The following is a 21,607-nucleotide window of genomic DNA, read 5'->3' on the forward strand; positions in this document are numbered from 1 at the left end:
CTAAAAAGGAACGAAAATTAATTTATCATATCTAAACCAATAGGTCAACCCTTTTTCGACAATTTGTTATCATTCACGTTATTCCATTCATAGATTCGTCCTAAGTAGTTATGGAGGTACAGCGTTGGCTGTAGCGGGCCGCACCTCGCTCATCAATTAATACTGCATGTTTGTAGCTCTGTACCATGCTTCTTACGGTTTAGACTTTTTGAGTTTGCCACTTCTTGCGTATTTGGACAGCTCCTTCGGCGGAGCGAATCGAGCATACATGCGGAATACTGTTTTGTATCTACTCGCTATAGCGTATTTGATCTCCTGGTCGAGGCGATTATCACTGAGGTCAAACAACATCTCATCCAGCTCTTTACGTAACACATAATCGAGTTCCTTACATTCCTTCTCGTTAAACAGCATACCCAGCATTAAGAGTTCTCCTTTTTCTGCATATGGATAAGGCGCGCCTTTATATTTGTATATTGAATCCCACACTCTCTAAAGTCAGGGTTATATTAGTCGCGCCGATTTCAGCCCCTATGGGTTATAAAATTCTCTTACCTAAGGGGTTGCTGAAACCCGTTTTATTGTTATGGTCAACTTTCTGAAAATTTATGAATGTCATTCCATACAAATTTATCCACGCACAATACTGAAGGTAATCGTACTTTCGATAATGGCTGCAATAAACAATAGGATAATAACCCAGAACGACGCAGTTAATGTCCTCTTCAAAAAAGTCTCCCACTGTTTTCCTAACCCCTGACGTTTCGCACTTCCAAGTTCAATGAGGCTTCTGGATGCCAGTCCCCCAAACTTGAGACCAAAAGCACAGGCAATGATAATGACGGGAATTTCTATAATTCCGTGCGGTAAAAGTCCCTTTACCACGATATCAAAAAGGCTTGATCCATTATCTGTGGTGATATGCACTAGAAAACCAATAACCATTCCGTTAATTACTAGAAAAATAACAGGCAATATTCCAAAGAAAATTCCTGCATAGATCACGAGCACACTCTTGATGGCATTATTAAAAAAGATAAAGATAAAGAAATTCCATTGCACATTTCCGCTCTGTTCGAGCTGTCTGCTTACCTCTTGAAGTCCGCCTATCTGGTTCAATAATATGTCCTGCAGTGGCCCTGTACTTACCCATCCAGCTCCTATCCCTGCAACAAACAATATGACCGACCAGATTAATGCATTACGAATGGATCCCAGATCCCTTAGAAATGTACTGAATTTTAACATGATAACCTCCTAATGACTGAAGTTGATGGACAAACAAATTTCTCATGCGAATAACTGCGCTGTACGAGCATACATTGGAGAGTAAACAAGCATTTCTTATGGGAGAGGGGCGCTTATTGAAATGAACTCGTTCTATGTATTTAGCGGCAAAAAGATTAAACGTTTCCTGATTGTGCTGGCTGCTGCCGTCTTTGCTATCGGGATTATTTATCTGGAAAGCGGCAATGTTTCAGTATTCTCGGAGGATGCACCGTCGGCTGTCTACAACGTACCCACAGAGAAAAAAGTAATTGCACTCACATTTGATATTAGCTGGGGCGATAAGCGCACGGAACCCATCCTTAAAGTGCTGCAGGATAACAAAGTAGAGAAGGCTACCTTCTTCTTATCCTCCCCTTGGAGTAAGACACACCCCGAGATTGTAACCTCGATCAAGGAAGCGGGATACGAAATTGGCAGCCACGGACATAAGCACGATAATTACAGCACCATGACTGAAGAAGAAATTCGCAAGGAAATTTCGACAGCTCATAGCATTTTAACCGATTTAACGGGAAAAGAACCGAATCTGCTTCGTCTGCCCAATGGGGATTTTGACAAACGCGTACTTCAAGTAGCCAGCAGTCTTAACTACCAGGTCGTTCAATGGGATACCGACTCACAGGATTGGAAGAATCCAGGTGTACAAACCATCGTAGATCGGGTAGTCAGCAAAGCTCACCCTGGAGATATCGTACTTCTACATGCGAGTGATTCTTCCAAACAAACTCATGAAGCACTGCCAGTCATTATCGATAAATTAAGAAATCAGGGGTATGAATTCGTAACCGTCTCCGAACTGCTGAATCATTCCAGTGCCAAGGGTACAGAAGTCCGGGATCAAGCCAGTGCTCAATAACACTAGCAAGATTTACTGCATCACATTGGCAGCATAAATGAAAAGAGCTAACCAGGTTAGCTCTTTTTCGCGTTTTATTAAAAGATCCTCAATAGCGGTCTTCCTTATGCTTGCTCCGTTCTCCCGCTCACGGCCTGCTCTGCAGAACCATCCACCAGCTTATGTAATATTAGCATTTGATATGCATTACATGCCAGCAACGGGACCACAATAAAGGTGGTAGCGGCATTTACATCAATTCGGAGCACACCGATCGTCTCCACCACGGTTACTGCAATCATGAAAAAGAGCGTTGGGACCATTGCCGAAATATGTGTCTTTTTCACTTTCACGTAAGCGGTAACAATTGCAGCTGCCAAAATAATGATGCCAAGTACGATATCGGACAGACGCTCTCGTCCGCCTCCGACGAACAAACGCAAAAACATGACGTCAAGCAAAGCGAGCACGGTTAAAACAAGCTGAACGATCTGCCATCCGCGTTTCGGAAATACACCTTTGCCCATGTAATTCAGTATCAAGTAAGCGAAAAAACCCATCTGAGAATACACACTAATCATCACCCCTGAACCAAATAAAATCAGGAGATACAGCAGAAAATCGATAATTCCGTTCGTTCTCTCCCCGTTCACCAGCATCATAATGAGACCTGTTACTAGCGATCCGGCTGCTCCGATAAGTAAGGCTGTCCAAAATAGGAAAAACCATTTACGTAAATTCAAATGTTTTCCACCCCCGAGAGTTTATTTTACCAACCTTCTCAGCAAAAAACCATCACCATTCAACATATTTAGTGCTTGCCCATCACATACTACATGCAGTATCTAATCAAGGAGGGGTTATGCACATGAAACGGCCTTTGTGGCAGCTAAGCTGCGCCGTATTGGGGCTATCCGTCATGCTTGCCGGCTGCGGTTCAGATCAAAATTCTTCGCCTCCTCAGGGCAGTTATAAAGAGATGAAAACGATGGTCGTGGATATTCTGAAAAGTGATGAAGGCAAGAAGGCTGTAGAAGAAGCTCTAACTGGCCAAAGTTCCTCCGGGGGTGGCGGCGAAGGTGGAGATTCCGAACAAAGTGGCGGCGGATCGGGTGGCGGGTCTGGAACCATCGGTATGAAAATGTTAATGCCCATGCAATCTTCAGAACAAATACGTATTGCTGTTAAAGATACCATCACGGCTCCCGAGTACCAAAAGGAATTCGAGAAAATCATGACAGATCCACAATTTGCAAGTGAATTTGCCAAAGCCATTAACTCGCAAAGCAAGCAGCTGCATATGCAGTTGATCAAAGATCCCACTTATCAAAAATCGGTTGGGGATATCATGAAATCACCGGAAGTGTCCAAAATGTTTATGGACATGACCAAAACTCCAGAGTATCGTAAACAGACCATGACCGTAATGCAAGAAGTCATGCAGAATCCGCTATTTCGGATGGAAGTGCTCACGCTGCTCAAAAAAGTAGTACAGGAAGAACTACAACCAAAAGTTGAATCCGGCGGTCAAGAACAAGGCGGACAGCAGGAGGGCGGCGGCGGCCAAGAAGGCGAAGGTGGTGGCGGCGGCGACAGTGGAGATGGCGGAAGTGGTGGTGACTCCGGAAGTGGCGGAGGATCATAATCCCTGTCGAGACAGTTAATCCTGATTTCAGGAACGGAACCATGTTATACGTTATAAAAGCCCGCATCCGATGGATGCAGGCTTTTTGATGTTGTGCTAATTGTTTCAATATGCTAAAACTTAGTCTCAATTGTCTGCGCTACTTCATCGTATATGGCACCGATGCGTGTATCAGCCTTATATACAGATGGCGAGAAATCAGGCTCCGATGGATGATTGTCCGGTGAACCGAGAGGAATCTGTGCGAGCAGCTCTGTGTGCAGGCTTTCCGCAAGACGTCCACCGCCCCCACGACCAAAGACATAGTCTTTCTCTCCACATTTGCCACATTCGTAATAAGCCATGTTCTCTACAACACCCAGCAGCTCATGCTCGGTCTGAATCGCCATTGCACCCGCTCTCGCGGCTACAAATGCTGCTGTTGCATGCGGCGTTGTCACGATGATCTCCTTGCTCTGTGGCAGCATTTGATGCACATCCAGGGCTATGTCACCTGTGCCTGGAGGCAAATCAAGCAGCATGTAGTCCAGTTCTCCCCAATTTACATCTGTAAAGAACTGACGCAGCATACGACCCAGCATAGGACCACGCCAGATTACAGGGTTATTTTCACGAATGAAAAATCCCATCGACATCACTTTCACACCGAAACGCTCGACCGGCTGAATGATTCCATCCTCTACAACTGGGTATTCTTCAATCCCCATCATATCAGGTACACTGAAACCATAGATGTCCGCATCAATTAATCCAACTTTTTTACCTTGCCGAGCGAGGGCAGCAGCCAGATTCACTGTGACTGTAGATTTACCTACCCCACCTTTGCCACTTGCTACTGCAATATAGCGAACACCCGATTCAGGGCTTAATAACTCATGACCATCCAGACCTGCTGCGTGGCCTTTTACAAGCACTTCTTCGTCATTCTGCTCATTCCCAGGTTGTCCTGCATTCACAATCTCTCGTTCATGTTCTGATGCTGCACGCAGGCGTATATGTACATCCTGAATCCCATGTTGAGACAATAGGTTACGTGCGGCATCACTAAGAGCAGTTGTATCCTCAGTCTGATTGTCCAATGTAACAATGGTCAATGCCACATGATTTTCTTTTACCATGACATCACGAATCCATTGAAGCTCGGTCAGACTCACTCCCAATTGTGGTTCCTGTAAAGGTTGCAATAGTTCAAGTATCTGTTCTTTTGATATCATCAGACAGCACCTCAGCTTTATCTATTGGCATGTAATTAGGTATGCTGTGTTAATTATAACATTCTCCTTCTCTTTGTAACTAACTTTTGGGACGTTCCCCTGAGGAATACCTCAATATTCCATTATAGATGGAAGCGGCTACTTTACGCTGATATGCTTCATCGGCAAGAAGACGTGCCTCATCCGGATGAGATAAGAAACCAACTTCTACGAGAGCAGACGGAATTTTCAATGCTTGAAGCAGATATACGGTATTTACCGTTTTTGCAATTCGATCTGTATTTTCAAGATTACGAATCATCTCTTGCTGCAACAGATTGGCCAAGCCTTCATTGTCGGGGTGGTTGGGTGTATAAAAGACCTGTGCGCCACTCCAGCGGTTCGAAGGGACACTGTTCATGTGAATGCTGATAAACAGATCTGCCTGCTTGTCTTCAATTCTTCTTACTCTTTGCTTAAGATCTTCTGTCTTCCGTTTGGAATATCCTCTGGTATCTGCCTCTGCAAGATCTGTGTCAATCTCTCGTGTCATGACCACCAGTGCTCCAGCTTGCTGCAGATAGTCCCGTACATACAAAGCAATCGACAAGTTGATATCCTTCTCGATGACCCCCTGCTTGCTCACAGCCCCCCCGTCTGGTCCACCATGCCCTGCATCAATCGCGATGACTTTACCTGCTAACGGCAGCCCCCAATATCCGGACGTCTTCGATGAAGGAAGTTCATACGTCACCACAGCTACCAACATCGCAAGAAGACATAGGCTTAGCAGCACACGCTTTACTGTACGCAACCGGATCCATACCACAAAATGCTTCTCCATATTTTTACGCATAAAAAAACCACCTCGTCCCTATAAATGACTCTAATCATCTATATGGGACAAGATGGACAAATATACCGTTAGGAGCGGACTTGCTCCGCCATTCCCTCAATCAGCACTTCAGCTACCTCAGGACGAGTAATTCTGGTGGCGGGTACTCCTCCATCACGGAGCTGACCACGCACTTTTATACCGAATAACGTCATAGAGGCAGAAGCGATGTCATTTTGTCAGCTCCCTAAATTCTCTTCATAGTGGAGGTTCGATAGAGAAATGTTCAAAGCTAAGATGTAAGGGCTAAGGATGTTCCCGCTATTTCGAACACTTTATTTATGAAGTCCGCATTCTGTTTTATCATTACCGGACCATCGTCCTGCACGCGGATCTTCACCTGGCATAACTTGACGGGTGCAATATTCACAACCAATGCTCGGATAGTTCTGATCATGGAGAGGGTTATATACAACGTTATTGGCCCGAATATAGTCCCACACATCCTCAGAAGTCCAATGAGCGATCGGGTTAAATTTCATAAGTCCAAACTTCGTATCGTATTCCACCTTCTTCGCATTAGCACGAGTCGGTGCTTGATCTCTGCGAATTCCCGTGATCCAAGCATCATACTTGGAAAGAATACGTGTCAGCGGCTCAACCTTGCGAATATTGCAGCAAGCATTAGGATCCGATTTCCACAATTCCTCTCCATGTTGGGCCGCCTGTTCTTCAGGCGTAATTTTGGGAGAGACACGCACAAAATCCATATTGTATTTCTCTTTCATAAGATCACGAGTCTCATACGTTTCCTTGAAGTGAAAATCAGTGTCGAGATAAAAAACATCCGTAGATGGACTTACCTTCTGCAGCATATCTACAAGTACAACATCTTCCGCACCAAAGCTGCATGCAAAAGTGATATTTGGGAATGTCTCAACAGCGTAACGGATAATATCCTCAGGGCTTGCGTTTTCCAATTCTTCTGCTTTCGTCCGAGCAAGGTTTTCTTTTTCCAACAAGTTCATTCTGAATTTCCCCCATTCTGCTTTTCCCGAAAACTTTAATGCCGACCAATCTAATAAGAATTATGTATAGTATAAATCTTTCAGGGGGGATGTCAATGCCTGCCACATGGTAAAATGATTCATTTGCAGCCCATTTTTGTGAGTGGATTACCAAGCATTTTGTGAATACTTAGATTCTCTTTAGGTTCTCTTCAAATAAGTCCATTGCAATTAACTTAAGCAGGAAAGAAGGTATTAGAGTCCAATTTGCTGTGCTAATCGTGAAATCCTTTGTCCCTACAAGGTTATCAGGATTAAACTGCACTAAAATCCAGAATGATAATGCTTGTGCTAAGACCAAATATGAAATGCAAAGGAACCAAGCGTGCATGAAAAAATTTGAATTCTCTGTGCATACATGTAAGTGACTTTTATTGAATTCATAAGAAAAACTGATGATTGGGGTCTCGCGTAACCCTGTCCGAAATGATCTATCTTCATCCAAATCTAAGATGAGAAATAAGGCATGTTAGATCATATACATATGACAAACTGTTTGCGCAATCCTTGGAACAACTAATCCACGTTTTATAGACAACAAAAAACCTCTGGCCGAGGCCAGAGGCTTGTAATACATATTAACGTTTGGAGAACTGAGGAGCGCGACGAGCGGCTTTGAGACCGTATTTTTTACGTTCTTTCATCCGTGGGTCACGAGTCAGGAATCCTGCTTTTTTCAGGGAAGCACGGTATTCCGGATCTGCTTTGAGCAGAGCACGGGAGATACCATGACGGATTGCTCCAGCTTGACCGGAGATTCCGCCACCATGAGCGATAACCAAAACGTCATAGTTGCTAAGCGTTTCTGTCAAAGTCAGTGGTTGTTTTACGATCAGTTTGAGTGTTTCCAAACCGAAGTATTCATTAATATCACGTTTGTTGATGACAATGCGTCCTTCACCCGGTACAAGGCGAACACGAGCTACCGAATGTTTACGACGACCTGTCCCATAGTATTGTACTTGTGCCATGAAACTGTCCTCCTTTTAATTAACCGCGAAGTTCGTAAACTTCTGGTTTTTGTGCTGCATGTGGATGCTCAGTGCCTCTGTACGCTTTAAGTCTCAGCTTCATTTTTTCGCCCATGCGAGTTTTAGGAAGCATACCGCGAACAGCCAATTCCAACATACGTTCCGGTTTGTTTTTAACCATATCTTCTGCAGAAGTTACTTTCAAACCACCTGGGTGCATCGAGTGACGGTAGTATTTCTTGTCTTGCATTTTTTTACCAGTCAATACGATTTTCTCAGCATTGATGATAACTACGAAATCGCCAGTGTCCACATGTGGAGTGAATTGTGGCTTGTGTTTGCCGCGGATCAAAGCAGCTGCTTCGCTCGCCAAACGTCCGAGCGTTTTGCCTTCGGCATCAATGATGTGCCATTGGCGCTCAACTTCGTTAGGCTTCGCCATGTACGTTGTACGCATGAAAAGTTCCTCCTTAAAATGTTCAAAATCTCATTTTCATTTATCTTCGTTCATTAAGTGATAACTTTAGGTGTTGATGGATAGTTGTTGCGATGTGACCCTCTTAATTGGGGCTGTGGGAAAGCCATTAAGAAAACACAACTTTTATATTACATGATAGGAGGTTAAATCGCAAGTGTTAATTAAGCTTTTCACTCACCAAATTTAATCTTTTTTGTATTCAAGATCCCAGAGCATTAAACCGCAACTTACCGCAGTTGGTCCTGCAGCAGAGCGATTACATGCGGCAATCATATTCGGTACATCAGAGGCTTTCCGTTTGCCCTCTCCGATCTCCAGCAGTGTACCTACAATAATGCGAACCATATGCTGCAAAAAGCCGTTGCCGCTCACATAAATATGAATGACTCCCTGATCGCGCGGATGATCTCTGCACATTGAACGGTCAACCTCTATCCATGCGTCGTATACCGAACGTATATGATTGTCTTTCTGAGACTTGCGAGAAGCAAAGGAGGTGAAATCATACGTACCAATAAAATGACGAAGCCCCTCCTGCATTGCAGTTACGTCTAACCTAGCATGATGATGATATTGCAGCCTTCTGTTGAATACATCCGGAAATTGATTTGCATTGATCGTATAGCGGTACGTCTTCGTTTTCGCTGCATAGCGAGAATGAAACTCAAGCGGTACCTCTATCGCATCAATAACAACAATATCAGAGGGTAATCTAGAATTAAGTGCAATACACCACCGTTCAATCGGGATTTGAGATTCGGTAGCAAAGTTGAAGATCTGCCTGCGAGCATGAACACCCGCGTCAGTTCTACCTGACCCCGTTATCTTGACCGTCTCACCTGTCAATGCACGAATGGCATCTTCAAGATGATCCTGAATCGTATTCCCCCCCGGCTGTACCTGGAAGCCATAATAAGCAGTGCCATCATAAGCAAGCGTCATGCACAAGTTGCGCATCATTACCACACCTTTGTTCCATACTATACATACCCTACCCCGAACAGCAAAAGAAGCCCCTTCCGGAGCTTCTATTACAGCACGAATTCCGAAATGAAGTGAAAAAAAGGGTTAATCCAGAATCAACGACTCTGTCCCCTTTCCTCATCTCATCTGTTTTACGCGCGGTCAACCAGTTCCAAGTAAACCATAGGCGCTGCGTCACCACGACGAGGTCCCAGTTTAAGGATACGAGTGTATCCACCTGGACGCTCAGCGTAACGACCGGACAATTCGCTAAACAGTTTTTGGATTGCATCTTGCTCACCATCGATAGTTTCGCGGCGAACATAAGCTGCCACTTGGCGACGGGCATGAAGATCTCCCTTTTTCGCTTTAGTGATCAGTTTTTCAGCAATAGAGCGAACCTCTTTTGCTTTCGCTTCAGTTGTCTGAATGCGCTCGTACAAGAACAGGTCGGTTACCAGGTCACGGAACAAAGCTTTACGCGCGCTGGAATTACGGCCCAACTTTTGGTATGCCATTGTTTTCCCTCCTTCACTTCAAGCACTCAGCTGTCTATTCTTCTGTACGGAGTCCCAGACCCAATTCTTCGAGCTTCTCTTGAACTTCTTCCAAAGACTTGCGTCCGAGGTTACGGACTTTCATCATGTCTTCTTCCGTTTTCGTAGTCAGCTCTTGCACGGTATTAATACCGGCACGTTTCAGGCAGTTGTAGGAACGAACAGAGAGATCCAGCTCTTCGATCGTCATTTCGAGTACTTTTTCTTTTTTGTCTTCTTCTTTTTCGACCATGATCTCAGCATCTTTCGCTTCGTCTGTAAGACCCACGAAGAGCATCAAATGCTCGGTCAAAATTTTAGCGCCGAGGCTTACAGCCTCTTCAGGACGAATACTTCCGTCTGTCCAAACTTCCAACGTGAGCTTGTCATAGTTGGTTACTTGGCCAACACGCGTATTTTCCACAGCGTAGTTAACGCGACTGATCGGGGTGAAGATGGAATCGACTGGGATGACGCCGATCGGCTGGTCATCGCGTTTATTCCGATCTGCCTGGACGTAGCCGCGACCGCGATTGGCAAAAATACGCATGTGAAGTCTCGAACCTGGTCCGAGCGTAGCAATGTGCAGATCCGGGTTAAGGATTTCCACATCGGAATCAGCACGGATATCTCCAGCCGTGATTGCTCCTTCGCCTTCAGCATCAATCTCGAGCACTTTCTCCTCATCCGAATGAATTTTAAGCGACAAAGCTTTCAGGTTAAGAATAATCTCCGTTACATCTTCCATTACGCCAGGAACTGTAGCAAATTCATGCAGAACGCCATCGATTTGAACCGAAGACACTGCCGCACCCGGCAGTGACGAGAGCAAGATTCGGCGAAGCGAGTTTCCAAGCGTCGTTCCGTATCCGCGCTCCAGCGGTTCTACTACGAATTTCCCATAGGTGCCATCATCGTTGACGTCAACCGTCTCAATTTTCGGCTTTTCGATTTCAATCACTGCAATACCCCTCCTTCAAAACGTCGGTCCTCTATGAAACATTTACCTTCTCTTGCGAAAACATGTAGTAGTATGCCTAAACAACCATTATTAGCAGATTGTGCTGGATTTATACCACACGCAGGGGCAAATCTCATTAGACACGACGACGTTTTGGAGGACGGCATCCGTTGTGTGGGACTGGAGTTACGTCTTTGATCAGGTTAACTTCCAGACCTGCAGCTTGCAAAGAGCGGATCGCTGCTTCACGGCCTGCGCCTGGTCCTTTAACCATAACCTCAACGGCTTTCATCCCATGTTCCATTGCAGCTTTGGCAGCAGTCTCAGCAGCCATTTGTGCAGCAAACGGAGTCGATTTACGGGAACCTCTGAATCCGAGGCCGCCGGAGCTTGCCCACGAAATTGCGTTTCCGTGAGGATCCGTAATGGTAACGATAGTGTTATTGAAAGTGGAACGGATATGTGCCACGCCAGATTCAATATTTTTACGGTCACGACGTTTAGTACGTACGACTTTTTTCGGTTTAGCCATTTTCTCTTATCCCCCCTTATTATTTCTTCTTGTTCGCTACTGTACGACGAGGACCTTTACGAGTACGAGCATTCGTTTTCGTACGTTGTCCACGAACAGGCAGACCACGACGATGACGAACTCCACGGTAACAACCGATCTCCGTCAAACGTTTAATATTCAAAGAGATTTCACGACGCAGGTCACCTTCTACTTTGACCTCTTTGTCGATACTTTCACGCAATTTGCTGACTTCATCTTCCGTCAAATCACGAACACGAGTGTCCGGATTGATGCCTGTAGAGCTCAGAATTTTCTGGGAAGTCGTTTTACCGATTCCGAAAATATAAGTCAAGGCGATCTCAACGCGCTTATCACGTGGCAAATCCACACCAGCTATACGTGCCATTTTACGCTACACCCCCTTCATTAACCTTGTTTTTGTTTGTGTTTCGGATTTTCACAGATAACCATAACATTCCCTTTGCGGCGAATGACTTTGCATTTTTCGCAAATCGGTTTGACCGAAGGTCTTACCTTCATGTGAATTACCTCCTCAAAGTTCTGCTTAGCAAAACTCTCTTCGTAAGCATTGACCTCGTTTTACCATTGTAAAACCGGCTTCGAAGCTTTCGCAAGTTTTGCCGGGCAAAACCCGCTTCAAGCTTCACAGTTCATTGCAACTGTCTACTACTATTTACGGTAAGTTATACGTCCTTTTGTCAGATCATAAGGCGATAACTGAACAACTACTTTGTCACCAGTCAGGATACGGATAAAGTGCATCCGCAGCTTGCCGGAAACGTGAGCGAGAATTTGATGACCGTTCTCAAGCTCAACCTTGAATGTTGCATTCGGCAGCGGTTCAAGAACCGTGCCTTCCACTTCAATGACATCTTCCTTGGCCATTAGTCAGTCTCCTTTCTCTTCAGCTTGAATGTTGGTGGATTCCAGAAACGAATGAACCGCATAGCGGAGCTTTCCGTTTGTCACCCGACCACTCTCGTTTAAACTGTTTACAACCTCGCTGCTGATCATCGGCTGGAGCTCCAGATGAAGAATATTCTTCTTCTTGGGTTGATCAAACTTACGTTTGTCTCCATCCGCTATATACACGAACCTACTGTCCGCTATAGCAACAATTACCGCGGCTTGGTCCGCATTGCGGCCTTTACGGATCTTCACAAGTTGACCGAGCTGCGGATTAGACTGATTATTCATGCCTCATCACCTACGCATTCAGTTTTGTGAAAATTTCCATGCCATCTGGTGTAACTGCTACGGTGTGTTCAAAGTGGGCACATAACGATCCGTCAACAGTAACGACAGTCCAGTTATCTTCCAACGTTTTCACATACCGGCTACCTACGTTAACCATCGGCTCTATGGCCAGCACCATGCCCGCTTTAAGCCGTGGTCCCCGATCAGGAAGACCATAGTTCGGAATTTGGGGTTCTTCGTGCAGATCCGCTCCTATGCCGTGACCGACATATTCCCGAACTACCGAAAAACCGGCATCCTCAATATATTTCTGAATCGCATGAGATATAGTAAACAAGCGAATGTCCGGTTTAACCAGCGCCAGACCTGCGTATAACGAAGCCTCGGTAACGTCCAGAAGACGACGGGCTTCTTCGGAAATACGGCCGACCGGATAAGTCCAGGCAGAATCTCCATGATACCCCTGGTACTGCGCGCCAATGTCAAACGTAACGATATCGCCCTCGTTCAACTTGCGTTTGCCGGGAAATCCATGCACCAACTCTTCATTTACTGAAGCGCACACACTGGCAGGAAAACCGTTATAACCTTTGAAAGACGGCACAGCTCCTTGACTGCGGATGTATTGATCGGCCATATGGTCAAGTTCTCCAGTCGTAATACCGGGAGCGATATGCTCTGCCAAGAGACGATGCGTTTCCGCAACGATTCTCCCTGCTTCCCTCATCAAGCCCAGTTCCGTTTCGGACTTACCAATGATCATTCAATTAACCTCGCAGTAAGGACACGATCTCTTGAGAGACTTGATCAATATCCTGTTCTCCGTTCATTTGACGAAGAAGACCTTTGTTCTCATAAAACGTGAGGAGTGGTGCTGTTTTGTTGATATATTCGTCAAGACGGGTTCCTACGCTCTCTTCGTTATCATCCGAGCGCTGGTACAACTCGCCGCCGCATTTATCACAAATACCTTCCTGCTTAGGCGGATTGAATACGACATGATAAGTGGCACCACAGTTTTTGCAAATACGACGACCCGTCAAACGAGCCAGCAATTTGTCGCGGTCCACTTTCAGGTTGATTACATGATCGAGACCTGAGTTCAGTCGGTCCAGGATGCCATCAAGCGCTTCTGCTTGAGACAGGGTTCTTGGAAAACCATCCAAGAGGAATCCTTCTCTGCAGTCAGGCTGCTGCAACCGTTCTTCAACGATGCCGATGGTTACATCATCTGGTACAAGCAATCCTTGATCCATATATTCCTTGGCTTTCAGGCCAATGGGAGTTCCCTGCTTAATCGCCAGACGAAATGCATCGCCTGTTGAAATGTGGGGAATACCGAACTCTTTCACGATGACGTCTGCTTGTGTTCCTTTTCCTGCCCCCGGAGGGCCCATGAATAGGATGTTCACGTTATGTCACTCCCTCCAAGACTACCCTACATCAACAAACAGCACAATAGGTGCCGGCAAGTAAATCTTAGCTTGACCGGTACCTATTGCCTATTTATTGATAAAACCTTTGTAGTGGCGTTTGATCAATTGGCTTTCGATTTGCTTCATGGTATCGAGCGCAACACCGATAACGATCAGGAGAGACGTTCCTCCAATTTGCGCCGATTGAGGCAAACCAGAAAGTGCCCCTAAGAATACAGGCAGAACGGAAATGACTGCCAAGAAGATGGCTCCGGCCATTGTCAAACGAGTCATGACACGGGTCAGATATTTCTCGGTTGCTTTACCCGGGCGAATGCCTGGGATGTAACCGCCGTTCTTTTTCATATTATCAGCCATCTGCTGTGGATTCATCTGTACAAAAGTATAGAAGAAAGTGAAACCGAAGATCATCACGACATACAATAACATACCCAGAGGTTTGTGAGTAGTCAGATTTTGTCCGATCCACTGTGCCCATAAACGATCAGCCCAGAAGTTGGCGATAATCGTTGGGAACATCAACAGAGATGAAGCAAAGATGACAGGGATAACACCTGCTGCGTTAATCTTCAGCGGGATATGTGTATTCTGTCCACCGTACATTTTGTTACCTACGACGCGTTTCGCGTACTGCACAGGAATTTTCCGAATCGCCTGCTGAATGTAAATGACACCGATGATAATCAACACAATAACAATCGCGACGATTACACCTTTAAGGATGTTCATGAACAACTGATCAGGTTGAATGAAGTCGGACTCGATTGTCTGTTTGATAATGTTAGGCACCGTTGAGAGGATACCCGCAAAGATCAAAATCGAAATCCCGTTTCCTATGCCCTTCTCGGTGATCTGCTCACCAAGCCACATCAGGAATGAAGTACCGGCCGTAAGTACAATCGCGATCAAGATATAATCAGCAAAAGTGGCGTTAGGCACCATCTCTGTATTGTACAAGCGGTTGAATCCGATCGACGTACCAAACGCTTGAATTAATGCCAGACCGATCGTTAAATAACGAGTCAGCTGAGCTGATTTTTTCTTACCTTGTTCACCTTGCTTAGCCCATTCCGCTAACTTAGGGATAACGTCCATGGAAAGCAACTGTACTATGATAGACGCAGTGATGTAAGGTACGATCCCGAGTGCAAAGATCGAGAACTGGAACAGTGCTCCACCCGAGAACGTATTGAGAAGTCCAAAAACTTCTTTACCCGCAGAATTTGTCGCTTCGAAAACCTCTTTGTTTACTCCAGGTACTGGAACGAAGGATCCGATGCGGTAAATGATCAGTACAAAAAGGGTAAATAATACCCTTTTGCGCAGATCTTCAACCCGCCAGATATTCTTTAGGGTCTTGAACATTAAATCACCTCGGTTGTACCGCCGGCAGCTTCAATTTTCTCCACCGCAGATTGAGAAAACTTGTTAGCTTTAACAGTCAGCTTCACAGTGACTTCACCGTTACCCAGGATCTTGATTCCGGATTTAGCGTTTTTAACTACGCCGTTCGTCATCAAGAATTCTGGAGTTACTTCAGTACCCGCAGCAAAACTGTTCAGGTCTTCAATATTCACAACCGCATATTCCTTGCGAGTTGGGTTTACGAAACCACGTTTTGGCAAGCGACGATACAATGGATTTTGTCCACCTTCGAAGCCCGGACGTACACCACCGCCGGAACGAGCGTTTTGTCCTTTGTGACCGCGACCTGATGTTTTACCCGTACCACTACTTGGACCGCGACCAAGACGTTTACGCTCTTTGCGGGATCCAGGAGCTGGGGAAAGCTCATGTAACTTCATCGTTCGTTGCACCTCCTTAAAGATTTATGGGAATATCCCGTATTAAGCTTCTACTTCTTTAACAGCTACCAAGTGACTTACTTTGTTAATCATACCACGAATGGCTGGATTATCGTTTTGAACCACTTTGCTGTTGATTTTGCGCAAGCCCAATGTTTTCACAGTTGTTCTTTGCGTCTCCGGACGTCCGATCAAGCTGCGGACGAGGGTAATTTCCAATTTAGCCATGAGATTCCCTCCTTAACCCAGAAGCTCTTCGACGGATTTTCCGCGCAGTTTAGCCACGTCTTCAGCACGCTTCAAACGGGACAAACCTTCCAAAGTCGCATTGACCATGTTCATGGAATTCGAAGAACCCAGAGATTTTGTCAAAATGTCACCTACACCAGCAAGTTCGAGAACCGCACGTACAGGACCACCAGCGATAACACCAGTACCTTCAGATGCTGGTTTCAACAGAACGCGTCCTGCGCCGAACTTACCTGTTACCAAGTGAGGAATCGATGTTCCTACGAGTGGAACGTGTACAAGGTTTTTCTTAGCATCTTCAATACCTTTGCGAATTGCATCAGGTACTTCGCCCGCTTTACCGATACCAGCTCCAACCCAGCCGTTGCCGTCGCCGACTACAACCAGTGCGCTAAAGCTGAAACGGCGTCCGCCTTTTACTACTTTAGCTACGCGATTAATATTTACAACTCTTTCAGTCAGTTCCAAAGTATTCGGATCTACACGCAAGTCGTTAACCTCCTTTTGAAAAATATCTTAAAACTCAAGTCCTGCTTCACGAGCCGCTTCAGCCAATGCTGCGATACGACCATGGTACAGATATCCGCTACGGTCAAATACGATGTTAGAAACGCCTTTGTCTTTCGCACGTTTTGCAACGAGTTCGCCAACTTTACGAGCTGACTCAACAGAGGCGCCGTTTTTGATGTCGCTGCTCAGTTCTTTGTCTACAGTAGACGCGGAAGCGATCGTTACACCAGCTACGTCATCGATAATTTGAGCGTACATATGTTTACCAGAACGGAATACGTTCAAACGAGGACGTGCTGCCGTTCCTTGGATTTTCTTACGAACACGCAGGTGTCTTTTCAGACGAGCCTTGTTTTTATCTTGTTTCGTAATCATCTCAGGGATTCACTCCTTTCAGGTTACCTCGCTGGCTTCAAACCGGAAGCCACGGGGTATATTAGAAACACACGAAGCAAGCAAGCCGAAAGCCGCGCAAAGGCGGTAAGAGAAATCTTATTTCTTCTTACCGGCTTTACCTTCCTTACGGATGATACGCTCGCCTTCATATTTAATACCTTTACCTTTGTACGGCTCAGGTTCACGAACGGAACGGATTTTAGCAGCGTAAGCACCTACGCGCTCTTTGTCGATCCCGCGAACGATGATTTTTGTATTCGAAGGAACTTCGAATTCAATTCCCGCTTCCGGTGTAATTTCAACCGGGTGAGAGTATCCAACGTTCAGAACGATTTTATCTCCGGATTTGCTTGCACGATATCCGACCCCAACCAACTCCAGAGATTTTGCGAATCCTTCAGTAACGCCGCTCACCATGTTGCTTACAACGCTGCGCGTTGTGCCGTGCAAAGAACGGTGAGTTTTGTTATCGGAAGGACGCACAACTGTAATTTCGTTGTTCTCAACTGTAACCTTCATGTCTTTATGAAGTTCACGAGTCAGAGTTCCTTTTGGTCCTTTTACCGTAATAACGGTGTTGTCCAGTGTGATGTCCACACCACTTGGTACTGTAATTGGTTTGCGACCAATACGAGACATATGTTGCACCTCCTATCTTGTGACGTTATATTACCAAACGTAGCAAACGACTTCTCCGCCGGATTTCGATTGACGAGCTTCTTTGTCCGTCATAACACCTTTGGATGTCGAGATGATCGCGATACCCAGGCCACCAAGTACACGAGGTACTTCGTTGCTTTTCGTGTAAACACGAAGACCAGGTTTACTGATTCTTTTCAGACCAGTGATAACGCGCTCGTTATTTTGACCGTATTTCAGGAAAACACGGATAATCCCTTGTTTGTTATCATCGATAACTTCAGCGTCACGGATGAAACCTTCACGCTTCAGGATATCGGCGATTTGTTTTTTCATTGTCGAAGCAGGCATTTCTACTGTTTCGTGACGAACAGTGTTCGCGTTACGAATACGAGTAAGCATATCTGCAATTGGATCAGACATAGTCATTGTGAGTTAACCTCCTTCCCGTTCAGGACTTTTTACCAGCTTGCTTTTTTCACGCCAGGAATCTGGCCTTTATAAGCTAATTCACGGAAGCAAATTCTGCAAATTTTGAACTTTTGCAGCACCGAATGTGGACGTCCGCAACGCTCACAGCGTGTATAAGAACGCACTTTAAACTTTGGTGTACGTTGTTGTTTAACTTTCATCGAAGTTTTTGCCACTTTAGCCTGACACCTCCTAAATAATTTCGGAGAAAAGGGAGTCCTTCCAGACACCCGGAAACGTTATGCCAACTTTATTTTACGAAAGGCATTCCCAGTTGCGTGAGCAACTCACGGGACTCTTCGTCTGTTTTCGCCGTTGTTACAATAACAATGTCCATACCGCGGACTTTGTCTACTTTATCATACTCGATCTCTGGGAAGATCAATTGTTCTTTCAGACCCAGTGTGTAGTTACCACGTCCGTCGAACGCTTTGCTCGATACACCGCGGAAGTCGCGGACACGAGGCAATGTAACGTTGAACAATTTATCGAGGAAGTAGTACATACGCTCGCCGCGCAATGTAACTTTCACACCGATAGGCATGTTCTCACGCAGTTTGAAACCTGCGATAGATTTTTTAGCACGAGTGATTACAGGTTTTTGACCTGCGATCAGTTGCAAATCGTTTACTGCGGAATCCAACACTTTGGAGTTTTGGACAGCGTCGCCCACACCCATGTTGATAACGATTTTCTCGATTTTAGGCACTTGCATTACCGTTGTATAGTTAAACTTCTGCATCAAACCAGGAGCGATTTCTTGCAGGTAACGTTCTTTCATTCTTGATGCCATGAATCATAGCCCTCCTTTCTCATTCGGTTCAATTAGTCGATAATTTCTCCGGAACGTTTAGCAACGCGCACTTTCTTTCCGTTATCCAACACTTTGTAACCAACACGGGTTACTTTTCCGCTCTTTGGATCGATGTGCATCACGTTGGAAACGTGAATCGGAGCTTCCTTCTCGATAATGCCGCCTTGCGGATTTTGCTGGTTAGGCTTCTGGTGTTTTTTAATCATGTTAACACCTTCCACAAGGACGCGGTTCTCACGAGGATAAGCAGCGATGACACGGCCTTTTTTACCTTTGTCTTTACCGCTGATCACCATAACCGTATCTTCTTTTTTAACGTGAAGTTTGTTGTTATGGGATTCCAGAACTTTTTTCACTCTTGGCATTTCGTACACCTCCTGTTTCTAAACATCACGAGCTTAATCTATTAGATAACCTCTGGGGCCAAGGAAACGATTTTCATGAAGTCTTTCTCGCGAAGTTCACGAGCAACAGGTCCGAAAATACGTGTTCCACGTGGGCTTCTGTCGTCTTTTACAACAACAGCTGCATTTTCATCAAAACCGATGTAGGAACCGTCTTTACGACGTACAGAACGTTTCGTACGAACGACAACCGCTCTAACTACATCACCTTTTTTGACAACGCCGCCTGGTGTTGCTTGTTTTACAGAACAAACGATCAGATCACCGATTTGTGCTGTACGACGTCCCGTACCGCCGAGTACGCGGATACACATCAGTTCCTTCGCACCGGAGTTGTCGGCTACAGCCAAACGTGTAAATGGTTGAATCATTTAGTATTCCTCCTTCCAGCTATGCTGATAATGCATTAGATGATAACCGCTTTTTCTACGATTTCAGTAAGTCTCCAGCGTTTATCTTTCGAAAGCGGACGAGTCTCCATGATTTTCACCGTGTCACCGATTTTCGCAGTGTTTTCTTCGTCATGCGCTTTGAACTTTTTAGTAACCTTGATGCGTTTATGGTACAATTTATGGTTTTTGTAAGTTTCTACAGCAACAACAATCGTTTTATCCATTTTATCGCTAACAACTTTACCAGTTTGCACTTTACGTGCGTTACGTTCTTCGCTCATTGTTGGCCTCCTTCCTGATTACGGACGGAATGTATATCCGACCTCTAATTAACCGATACCCAGTTCTCTTTCACGGATGATGGTTTTAGCACGAGCTATTTCTTTCCGCACATCACGGATTCGAGTCGGGTTATCCAGCTGACCGGTAGCGAGTTGAAAGCGGAGGTTAAAGAGTTCTTCTTTAAATCCGGCAATCTTTTGCTCGATTTCAGCAGAGGTAAGGTTGCGAAATTCACTAGCTTTCATTTGCTTCACCACCCAATTCTTCACGTTTCACAAACTTCGTTTTGATTGGCAGTTTGTGAGCGGCAAGACGCATCGCTTCGCGTGCGATCTCCTCCGGTACACCAGCAAGTTCAAACATGATCTTACCTGGTTTCACAACTGCAACCCATTTTTCTACGTTACCTTTACCGCTACCCATCCGAACCTCGAGAGGCTTTTGAGTGATTGGTTTGTCAGGAAAAATTTTAATCCAGACTTTACCACCACGTTTGATGTAACGAGTCATCGCAATACGAGCCGCTTCGATTTGACGGTTCGTAATCCAAGCCGGTTCCGTAGCTTGCAGACCGTATTCGCCAAAGTTCAGCGTAGTTCCGCCTTTTGCTTGGCCTTTCATATGTCCACGTTGTTGCTTACGGTGTTTTACACGTTTTGGTACCAACATGATTAGTTGCCTCCTTCCTTAGCAGCTTGTTTCTTAGCCGTAGGAAGAACCTCTCCACGATAGATCCATACTTTTACGCCGATACGGCCGTAAGTTGTATGAGCCTCTGCTGTACCGTAGTCGATGTCGGCACGAAGCGTGTGCAGTGGAACAGTTCCTTCGCTGTAGCCTTCCGAACGTGCGATCTCAGCTCCGCCAAGACGTCCGCCCACTTGAGTTTTAATACCTTTTGCACCAGAGCGCATAGTTCTTTGAATAGCTTGTTTCAGAGCACGACGGAAAGAAACGCGACGTTCCAGTTGTTGTGCAATGCTTTCTGCTACCAGGATTGCGTCCAGGTCTTGGTTCTTAATTTCAGAGATGTTGATGTGTACTTTTTTACCGCCAGCAATTTTCGTAATTTGGTTACGAAGATTCTCAACTTCAGATCCACCTTTACCGATTACCATACCTGGTTTCGCTGTGTGAATCGTTACGTTCACGCGGTTAGCCGCTCTCTCGATTTCAACACGAGACATAGCGGAGTCTTTCAATTTATTTTTCAGGAATTCACGAATTTTCACGTCTTCCATCAAAAGATCACCGAAGTCTTTGCCTGCATACCATTTAGATTCCCAGTCACGGATAACTCCGACACGGAGTCCGACCGGATTTACCTTTTGGCCCACACGTTTTCCCTCCTTCTACTTTTCAGATACCACCAAAGTGATGTGGCTAGTACGTTTGTTAATACGACTTGCACGTCCCATTGCACGAGGGCGGAAACGTTTCATTGTCGGTCCTTGGTTCACGTAAGCTTGCGAAATGACCAAGTTATTAACATCCATAGAATAGTTATGTTCCGCATTCGCAATAGCGGAGTTAAGCAACTTCTCAACGATTGGAGAAGCGGATTTCGGAGTGTGACGGAGAATGGCAACCGCCTCACCAACTTGCTTGCCGCGAATCAAGTCAACAACGAGTTGAACTTTACGAGGAGCAATCCGGATAAACTTAGCATGTGCTTTTGCTTCCATTGTGTAACCTCCTCTCAA

At 45.4% G+C, this 21,607-nt stretch carries 36 protein-coding genes and 1 pseudogene; 2 read left to right on the plus strand and 35 right to left on the minus strand.

The annotated features are described in order from the left end of the window. Window positions 1-192: 192 nt before the first annotated feature. Together AC3RCI_RS25890 and AC3RCI_RS25895 are read right to left on the minus strand one after the other, a co-directional pair. Window positions 193-423, minus strand: coding sequence for a hypothetical protein (locus AC3RCI_RS25890; protein WP_095293396.1), 231 nt, complete (start codon window positions 421-423; stop codon window positions 193-195). A 207-nt stretch (window positions 424-630) separates the two neighbouring features. After that, complete coding sequence (locus AC3RCI_RS25895) at window positions 631-1,248, minus strand: stage II sporulation protein M (RefSeq protein WP_492526932.1); 618 nt, start codon at window positions 1,246-1,248, stop codon at window positions 631-633. A 121-nt stretch (window positions 1,249-1,369) separates the two neighbouring features. On the opposite strand from AC3RCI_RS25895, the gene pdaB reads away from it, so the two are divergent. Continuing rightward, entirely contained in the window at window positions 1,370-2,146 is a 777-nt protein-coding gene (pdaB, locus tag AC3RCI_RS25900; protein WP_492526934.1) for a polysaccharide deacetylase family sporulation protein PdaB, read from the plus strand. A gap of 104 nt (window positions 2,147-2,250) precedes the next feature. Here pdaB and AC3RCI_RS25905 read toward each other — a convergent pair whose 3' ends face one another. Then, window positions 2,251-2,868 (minus strand): KinB-signaling pathway activation protein, encoded by a 618-nt coding sequence (locus AC3RCI_RS25905; RefSeq protein WP_095293399.1) that lies wholly within the window; start codon window positions 2,866-2,868, stop codon window positions 2,251-2,253. Window positions 2,869-2,993: 125 nt separating this feature from the next. Between AC3RCI_RS25905 and gerD the strand changes: the two genes are divergently transcribed. Further along, window positions 2,994-3,770, plus strand: coding sequence for a spore germination lipoprotein GerD (gerD, locus tag AC3RCI_RS25910; protein WP_154896974.1), 777 nt, complete (start codon window positions 2,994-2,996; stop codon window positions 3,768-3,770). A gap of 113 nt (window positions 3,771-3,883) precedes the next feature. On the opposite strand, the gene AC3RCI_RS25915 is transcribed toward gerD, so the two are convergent. The 32 genes and pseudogenes from AC3RCI_RS25915 to rplV form a co-directional block, all read right to left on the minus strand. After that, window positions 3,884-4,984 (minus strand): Mrp/NBP35 family ATP-binding protein, encoded by a 1,101-nt coding sequence (locus AC3RCI_RS25915; protein ID WP_336784367.1) that lies wholly within the window; start codon window positions 4,982-4,984, stop codon window positions 3,884-3,886. A 79-nt stretch (window positions 4,985-5,063) separates the two neighbouring features. After that, the gene (cwlD, locus tag AC3RCI_RS25920) at window positions 5,064-5,819 is read right to left on the minus strand and encodes an N-acetylmuramoyl-L-alanine amidase CwlD (protein WP_492526935.1); all 756 of its coding nucleotides are present in this window, start codon (window positions 5,817-5,819) and stop codon (window positions 5,064-5,066) included. A 68-nt stretch (window positions 5,820-5,887) separates the two neighbouring features. Next, a pseudogene (sat, locus tag AC3RCI_RS25925) lies at window positions 5,888-6,013 on the minus strand (sulfate adenylyltransferase); the annotation flags it as partial. 120 nt (window positions 6,014-6,133) lie between these two features. Next, window positions 6,134-6,826 (minus strand): phosphoadenylyl-sulfate reductase, encoded by a 693-nt coding sequence (locus AC3RCI_RS25930; RefSeq protein ID WP_492474168.1) that lies wholly within the window; start codon window positions 6,824-6,826, stop codon window positions 6,134-6,136. Between the two features lie 617 nt (window positions 6,827-7,443). Next, a complete protein-coding gene (rpsI, locus tag AC3RCI_RS25935) occupies window positions 7,444-7,836 on the minus strand; it encodes a 30S ribosomal protein S9 (RefSeq protein ID WP_056697740.1) in 393 nt (130 codons plus the stop codon). A 19-nt stretch (window positions 7,837-7,855) separates the two neighbouring features. After that, window positions 7,856-8,293, minus strand: a complete 438-nt coding sequence (rplM, locus tag AC3RCI_RS25940; protein WP_127540947.1) for a 50S ribosomal protein L13 — start codon at window positions 8,291-8,293, stop codon at window positions 7,856-7,858. A gap of 204 nt (window positions 8,294-8,497) precedes the next feature. Then, window positions 8,498-9,271: a tRNA pseudouridine(38-40) synthase TruA gene (truA, locus tag AC3RCI_RS25945; protein WP_127540945.1), complete on the minus strand. Its 774-nt coding sequence runs from the start codon at window positions 9,269-9,271 to the stop codon at window positions 8,498-8,500. Window positions 9,272-9,429: 158 nt separating this feature from the next. Beyond that, window positions 9,430-9,795, minus strand: coding sequence for a 50S ribosomal protein L17 (gene rplQ / locus AC3RCI_RS25950; protein WP_017692102.1), 366 nt, complete (start codon window positions 9,793-9,795; stop codon window positions 9,430-9,432). A 34-nt stretch (window positions 9,796-9,829) separates the two neighbouring features. Continuing rightward, window positions 9,830-10,774 (minus strand): DNA-directed RNA polymerase subunit alpha, encoded by a 945-nt coding sequence (locus AC3RCI_RS25955; protein WP_024633566.1) that lies wholly within the window; start codon window positions 10,772-10,774, stop codon window positions 9,830-9,832. A gap of 136 nt (window positions 10,775-10,910) precedes the next feature. After that, a complete protein-coding gene (rpsK, locus tag AC3RCI_RS25960) occupies window positions 10,911-11,306 on the minus strand; it encodes a 30S ribosomal protein S11 (RefSeq protein WP_017692100.1) in 396 nt (131 codons plus the stop codon). 19 nt (window positions 11,307-11,325) lie between these two features. Next, window positions 11,326-11,694 carry a 30S ribosomal protein S13 gene (rpsM, locus tag AC3RCI_RS25965; RefSeq protein ID WP_095293406.1) on the minus strand — a complete coding sequence of 123 codons (369 nt, stop codon included), beginning with the start codon at window positions 11,692-11,694 and terminating at the stop codon, window positions 11,326-11,328. A gap of 20 nt (window positions 11,695-11,714) precedes the next feature. Beyond that, complete coding sequence (rpmJ, locus tag AC3RCI_RS25970; RefSeq protein WP_003333770.1) at window positions 11,715-11,828, minus strand: 50S ribosomal protein L36; 114 nt, start codon at window positions 11,826-11,828, stop codon at window positions 11,715-11,717. Window positions 11,829-11,978: 150 nt separating this feature from the next. Next, window positions 11,979-12,194: a translation initiation factor IF-1 gene (gene infA, locus AC3RCI_RS25975; protein WP_017692098.1), complete on the minus strand. Its 216-nt coding sequence runs from the start codon at window positions 12,192-12,194 to the stop codon at window positions 11,979-11,981. Window positions 12,195-12,197: 3 nt separating this feature from the next. Next, the gene (locus tag AC3RCI_RS25980) at window positions 12,198-12,506 is read right to left on the minus strand and encodes a KOW domain-containing RNA-binding protein (RefSeq protein ID WP_095293407.1); all 309 of its coding nucleotides are present in this window, start codon (window positions 12,504-12,506) and stop codon (window positions 12,198-12,200) included. Window positions 12,507-12,516: 10 nt separating this feature from the next. Further along, window positions 12,517-13,269 carry a type I methionyl aminopeptidase gene (gene map, locus AC3RCI_RS25985; protein WP_095293408.1) on the minus strand — a complete coding sequence of 251 codons (753 nt, stop codon included), beginning with the start codon at window positions 13,267-13,269 and terminating at the stop codon, window positions 12,517-12,519. Window positions 13,270-13,273: 4 nt separating this feature from the next. Beyond that, the gene (locus AC3RCI_RS25990) at window positions 13,274-13,918 is read right to left on the minus strand and encodes an adenylate kinase (RefSeq protein ID WP_095293409.1); all 645 of its coding nucleotides are present in this window, start codon (window positions 13,916-13,918) and stop codon (window positions 13,274-13,276) included. A gap of 90 nt (window positions 13,919-14,008) precedes the next feature. Continuing rightward, the gene (gene secY, locus AC3RCI_RS25995; protein ID WP_095293410.1) at window positions 14,009-15,307 is read right to left on the minus strand and encodes a preprotein translocase subunit SecY; all 1,299 of its coding nucleotides are present in this window, start codon (window positions 15,305-15,307) and stop codon (window positions 14,009-14,011) included. Beyond that, window positions 15,307-15,747 carry a 50S ribosomal protein L15 gene (rplO, locus tag AC3RCI_RS26000; protein ID WP_095293411.1) on the minus strand — a complete coding sequence of 147 codons (441 nt, stop codon included), beginning with the start codon at window positions 15,745-15,747 and terminating at the stop codon, window positions 15,307-15,309. The genes secY and rplO overlap by 1 nt, the downstream gene beginning before the upstream one ends. Before the next feature lie 42 nt (window positions 15,748-15,789). Further along, on the minus strand, window positions 15,790-15,975 hold the full coding sequence (gene rpmD, locus AC3RCI_RS26005) for a 50S ribosomal protein L30 (RefSeq protein ID WP_017692092.1): 186 nt from the start codon (window positions 15,973-15,975) through the stop codon (window positions 15,790-15,792). A gap of 12 nt (window positions 15,976-15,987) precedes the next feature. Beyond that, entirely contained in the window at window positions 15,988-16,485 is a 498-nt protein-coding gene (rpsE, locus tag AC3RCI_RS26010; RefSeq protein ID WP_017692091.1) for a 30S ribosomal protein S5, read from the minus strand. Window positions 16,486-16,512: 27 nt separating this feature from the next. Then, window positions 16,513-16,881 (minus strand): 50S ribosomal protein L18, encoded by a 369-nt coding sequence (gene rplR / locus AC3RCI_RS26015; RefSeq protein ID WP_095293412.1) that lies wholly within the window; start codon window positions 16,879-16,881, stop codon window positions 16,513-16,515. 117 nt (window positions 16,882-16,998) lie between these two features. Further along, window positions 16,999-17,541 (minus strand): 50S ribosomal protein L6, encoded by a 543-nt coding sequence (rplF, locus tag AC3RCI_RS26020; protein WP_090924669.1) that lies wholly within the window; start codon window positions 17,539-17,541, stop codon window positions 16,999-17,001. A 30-nt stretch (window positions 17,542-17,571) separates the two neighbouring features. Beyond that, on the minus strand, window positions 17,572-17,970 hold the full coding sequence (gene rpsH / locus AC3RCI_RS26025) for a 30S ribosomal protein S8 (RefSeq protein ID WP_095293413.1): 399 nt from the start codon (window positions 17,968-17,970) through the stop codon (window positions 17,572-17,574). Between the two features lie 32 nt (window positions 17,971-18,002). Next, complete coding sequence (locus tag AC3RCI_RS26030; RefSeq protein ID WP_095362279.1) at window positions 18,003-18,188, minus strand: type Z 30S ribosomal protein S14; 186 nt, start codon at window positions 18,186-18,188, stop codon at window positions 18,003-18,005. A gap of 74 nt (window positions 18,189-18,262) precedes the next feature. Then, window positions 18,263-18,805: a 50S ribosomal protein L5 gene (gene rplE / locus AC3RCI_RS26035; protein WP_095293414.1), complete on the minus strand. Its 543-nt coding sequence runs from the start codon at window positions 18,803-18,805 to the stop codon at window positions 18,263-18,265. A 32-nt stretch (window positions 18,806-18,837) separates the two neighbouring features. Then, complete coding sequence (rplX, locus tag AC3RCI_RS26040; RefSeq protein ID WP_024633578.1) at window positions 18,838-19,191, minus strand: 50S ribosomal protein L24; 354 nt, start codon at window positions 19,189-19,191, stop codon at window positions 18,838-18,840. Between the two features lie 41 nt (window positions 19,192-19,232). Continuing rightward, a complete protein-coding gene (gene rplN, locus AC3RCI_RS26045; RefSeq protein WP_090905289.1) occupies window positions 19,233-19,601 on the minus strand; it encodes a 50S ribosomal protein L14 in 369 nt (122 codons plus the stop codon). 35 nt (window positions 19,602-19,636) lie between these two features. Then, window positions 19,637-19,903: a 30S ribosomal protein S17 gene (gene rpsQ, locus AC3RCI_RS26050; protein ID WP_095293415.1), complete on the minus strand. Its 267-nt coding sequence runs from the start codon at window positions 19,901-19,903 to the stop codon at window positions 19,637-19,639. A 48-nt stretch (window positions 19,904-19,951) separates the two neighbouring features. Next, on the minus strand, window positions 19,952-20,149 hold the full coding sequence (rpmC, locus tag AC3RCI_RS26055; protein ID WP_017692083.1) for a 50S ribosomal protein L29: 198 nt from the start codon (window positions 20,147-20,149) through the stop codon (window positions 19,952-19,954). Further along, window positions 20,139-20,573, minus strand: a complete 435-nt coding sequence (rplP, locus tag AC3RCI_RS26060; RefSeq protein ID WP_017692082.1) for a 50S ribosomal protein L16 — start codon at window positions 20,571-20,573, stop codon at window positions 20,139-20,141. Before rplP ends, rpmC begins: the two co-directional genes overlap by 11 nt. 2 nt (window positions 20,574-20,575) lie before the next feature. Continuing rightward, window positions 20,576-21,241, minus strand: coding sequence for a 30S ribosomal protein S3 (gene rpsC / locus AC3RCI_RS26065; protein ID WP_090924673.1), 666 nt, complete (start codon window positions 21,239-21,241; stop codon window positions 20,576-20,578). A gap of 15 nt (window positions 21,242-21,256) precedes the next feature. Then, complete coding sequence (rplV, locus tag AC3RCI_RS26070; RefSeq protein WP_095293416.1) at window positions 21,257-21,589, minus strand: 50S ribosomal protein L22; 333 nt, start codon at window positions 21,587-21,589, stop codon at window positions 21,257-21,259. Window positions 21,590-21,607 lie beyond the last annotated feature (18 nt).

This window comes from Paenibacillus sp. MT124 (assembly GCF_058792755.1).

Bases quoted from the DNA above. Each gene is read 5' to 3' on its own strand.
- pdaB (WP_492526934.1), top strand. From the start codon at position 1,370: ATGAACTCGTTCTATGTATTTAGCGGCAAAAAGATTAAACGTTTCCTG.
- rplR (WP_095293412.1), bottom strand. From the start codon at position 16,881: ATGATTACGAAACAAGATAAAAACAAGGCTCGTCTGAAAAGACACCTG.
- cwlD (WP_492526935.1), bottom strand. From the start codon at position 5,819: ATGCGTAAAAATATGGAGAAGCATTTTGTGGTATGGATCCGGTTGCGT.
- rplM (WP_127540947.1), bottom strand. From the start codon at position 8,293: ATGCGTACAACGTACATGGCGAAGCCTAACGAAGTTGAGCGCCAATGG.
- AC3RCI_RS25980 (WP_095293407.1), bottom strand. From the start codon at position 12,506: ATGAATAATCAGTCTAATCCGCAGCTCGGTCAACTTGTGAAGATCCGT.
- rplO (WP_095293411.1), bottom strand. From the start codon at position 15,747: ATGAAGTTACATGAGCTTTCCCCAGCTCCTGGATCCCGCAAAGAGCGT.
- rplP (WP_017692082.1), bottom strand. From the start codon at position 20,573: ATGTTGGTACCAAAACGTGTAAAACACCGTAAGCAACAACGTGGACAT.
- rpsQ (WP_095293415.1), bottom strand. From the start codon at position 19,903: ATGAGCGAAGAACGTAACGCACGTAAAGTGCAAACTGGTAAAGTTGTT.
- rplX (WP_024633578.1), bottom strand. From the start codon at position 19,191: ATGCCAAGAGTGAAAAAAGTTCTGGAATCCCATAACAACAAACTTCAC.
- rpmD (WP_017692092.1), bottom strand. From the start codon at position 15,975: ATGGCTAAATTGGAAATTACCCTCGTCCGCAGCTTGATCGGACGTCCG.
- rpsK (WP_017692100.1), bottom strand. From the start codon at position 11,306: ATGGCTAAACCGAAAAAAGTCGTACGTACTAAACGTCGTGACCGTAAA.
- AC3RCI_RS25915 (WP_336784367.1), bottom strand. From the start codon at position 4,984: ATGATATCAAAAGAACAGATACTTGAACTATTGCAACCTTTACAGGAA.
- infA (WP_017692098.1), bottom strand. From the start codon at position 12,194: ATGGCCAAGGAAGATGTCATTGAAGTGGAAGGCACGGTTCTTGAACCG.
- AC3RCI_RS25895 (WP_492526932.1), bottom strand. From the start codon at position 1,248: ATGTTAAAATTCAGTACATTTCTAAGGGATCTGGGATCCATTCGTAAT.
- rpsH (WP_095293413.1), bottom strand. From the start codon at position 17,970: ATGACTATGTCTGATCCAATTGCAGATATGCTTACTCGTATTCGTAAC.
- AC3RCI_RS25930 (WP_492474168.1), bottom strand. From the start codon at position 6,826: ATGAACTTGTTGGAAAAAGAAAACCTTGCTCGGACGAAAGCAGAAGAA.
- rplF (WP_090924669.1), bottom strand. From the start codon at position 17,541: ATGTCTCGTATTGGTCGCAAACCAATTACAGTACCAAGTGGTGTGGAC.
- rpsM (WP_095293406.1), bottom strand. From the start codon at position 11,694: ATGGCACGTATAGCTGGTGTGGATTTGCCACGTGATAAGCGCGTTGAG.
- rpmC (WP_017692083.1), bottom strand. From the start codon at position 20,149: ATGAAAGCTAGTGAATTTCGCAACCTTACCTCTGCTGAAATCGAGCAA.
- secY (WP_095293410.1), bottom strand. From the start codon at position 15,307: ATGTTCAAGACCCTAAAGAATATCTGGCGGGTTGAAGATCTGCGCAAA.
- rplQ (WP_017692102.1), bottom strand. From the start codon at position 9,795: ATGGCATACCAAAAGTTGGGCCGTAATTCCAGCGCGCGTAAAGCTTTG.
- rplV (WP_095293416.1), bottom strand. From the start codon at position 21,589: ATGGAAGCAAAAGCACATGCTAAGTTTATCCGGATTGCTCCTCGTAAA.
- rplN (WP_090905289.1), bottom strand. From the start codon at position 19,601: ATGATTCAACCATTTACACGTTTGGCTGTAGCCGACAACTCCGGTGCG.
- gerD (WP_154896974.1), top strand. From the start codon at position 2,994: ATGAAACGGCCTTTGTGGCAGCTAAGCTGCGCCGTATTGGGGCTATCC.
- truA (WP_127540945.1), bottom strand. From the start codon at position 9,271: ATGCGCAACTTGTGCATGACGCTTGCTTATGATGGCACTGCTTATTAT.
- AC3RCI_RS25890 (WP_095293396.1), bottom strand. From the start codon at position 423: ATGCTGGGTATGCTGTTTAACGAGAAGGAATGTAAGGAACTCGATTAT.
- rpsI (WP_056697740.1), bottom strand. From the start codon at position 7,836: ATGGCACAAGTACAATACTATGGGACAGGTCGTCGTAAACATTCGGTA.
- rpmJ (WP_003333770.1), bottom strand. From the start codon at position 11,828: ATGAAGGTAAGACCTTCGGTCAAACCGATTTGCGAAAAATGCAAAGTC.
- map (WP_095293408.1), bottom strand. From the start codon at position 13,269: ATGATCATTGGTAAGTCCGAAACGGAACTGGGCTTGATGAGGGAAGCA.
- rplE (WP_095293414.1), bottom strand. From the start codon at position 18,805: ATGGCATCAAGAATGAAAGAACGTTACCTGCAAGAAATCGCTCCTGGT.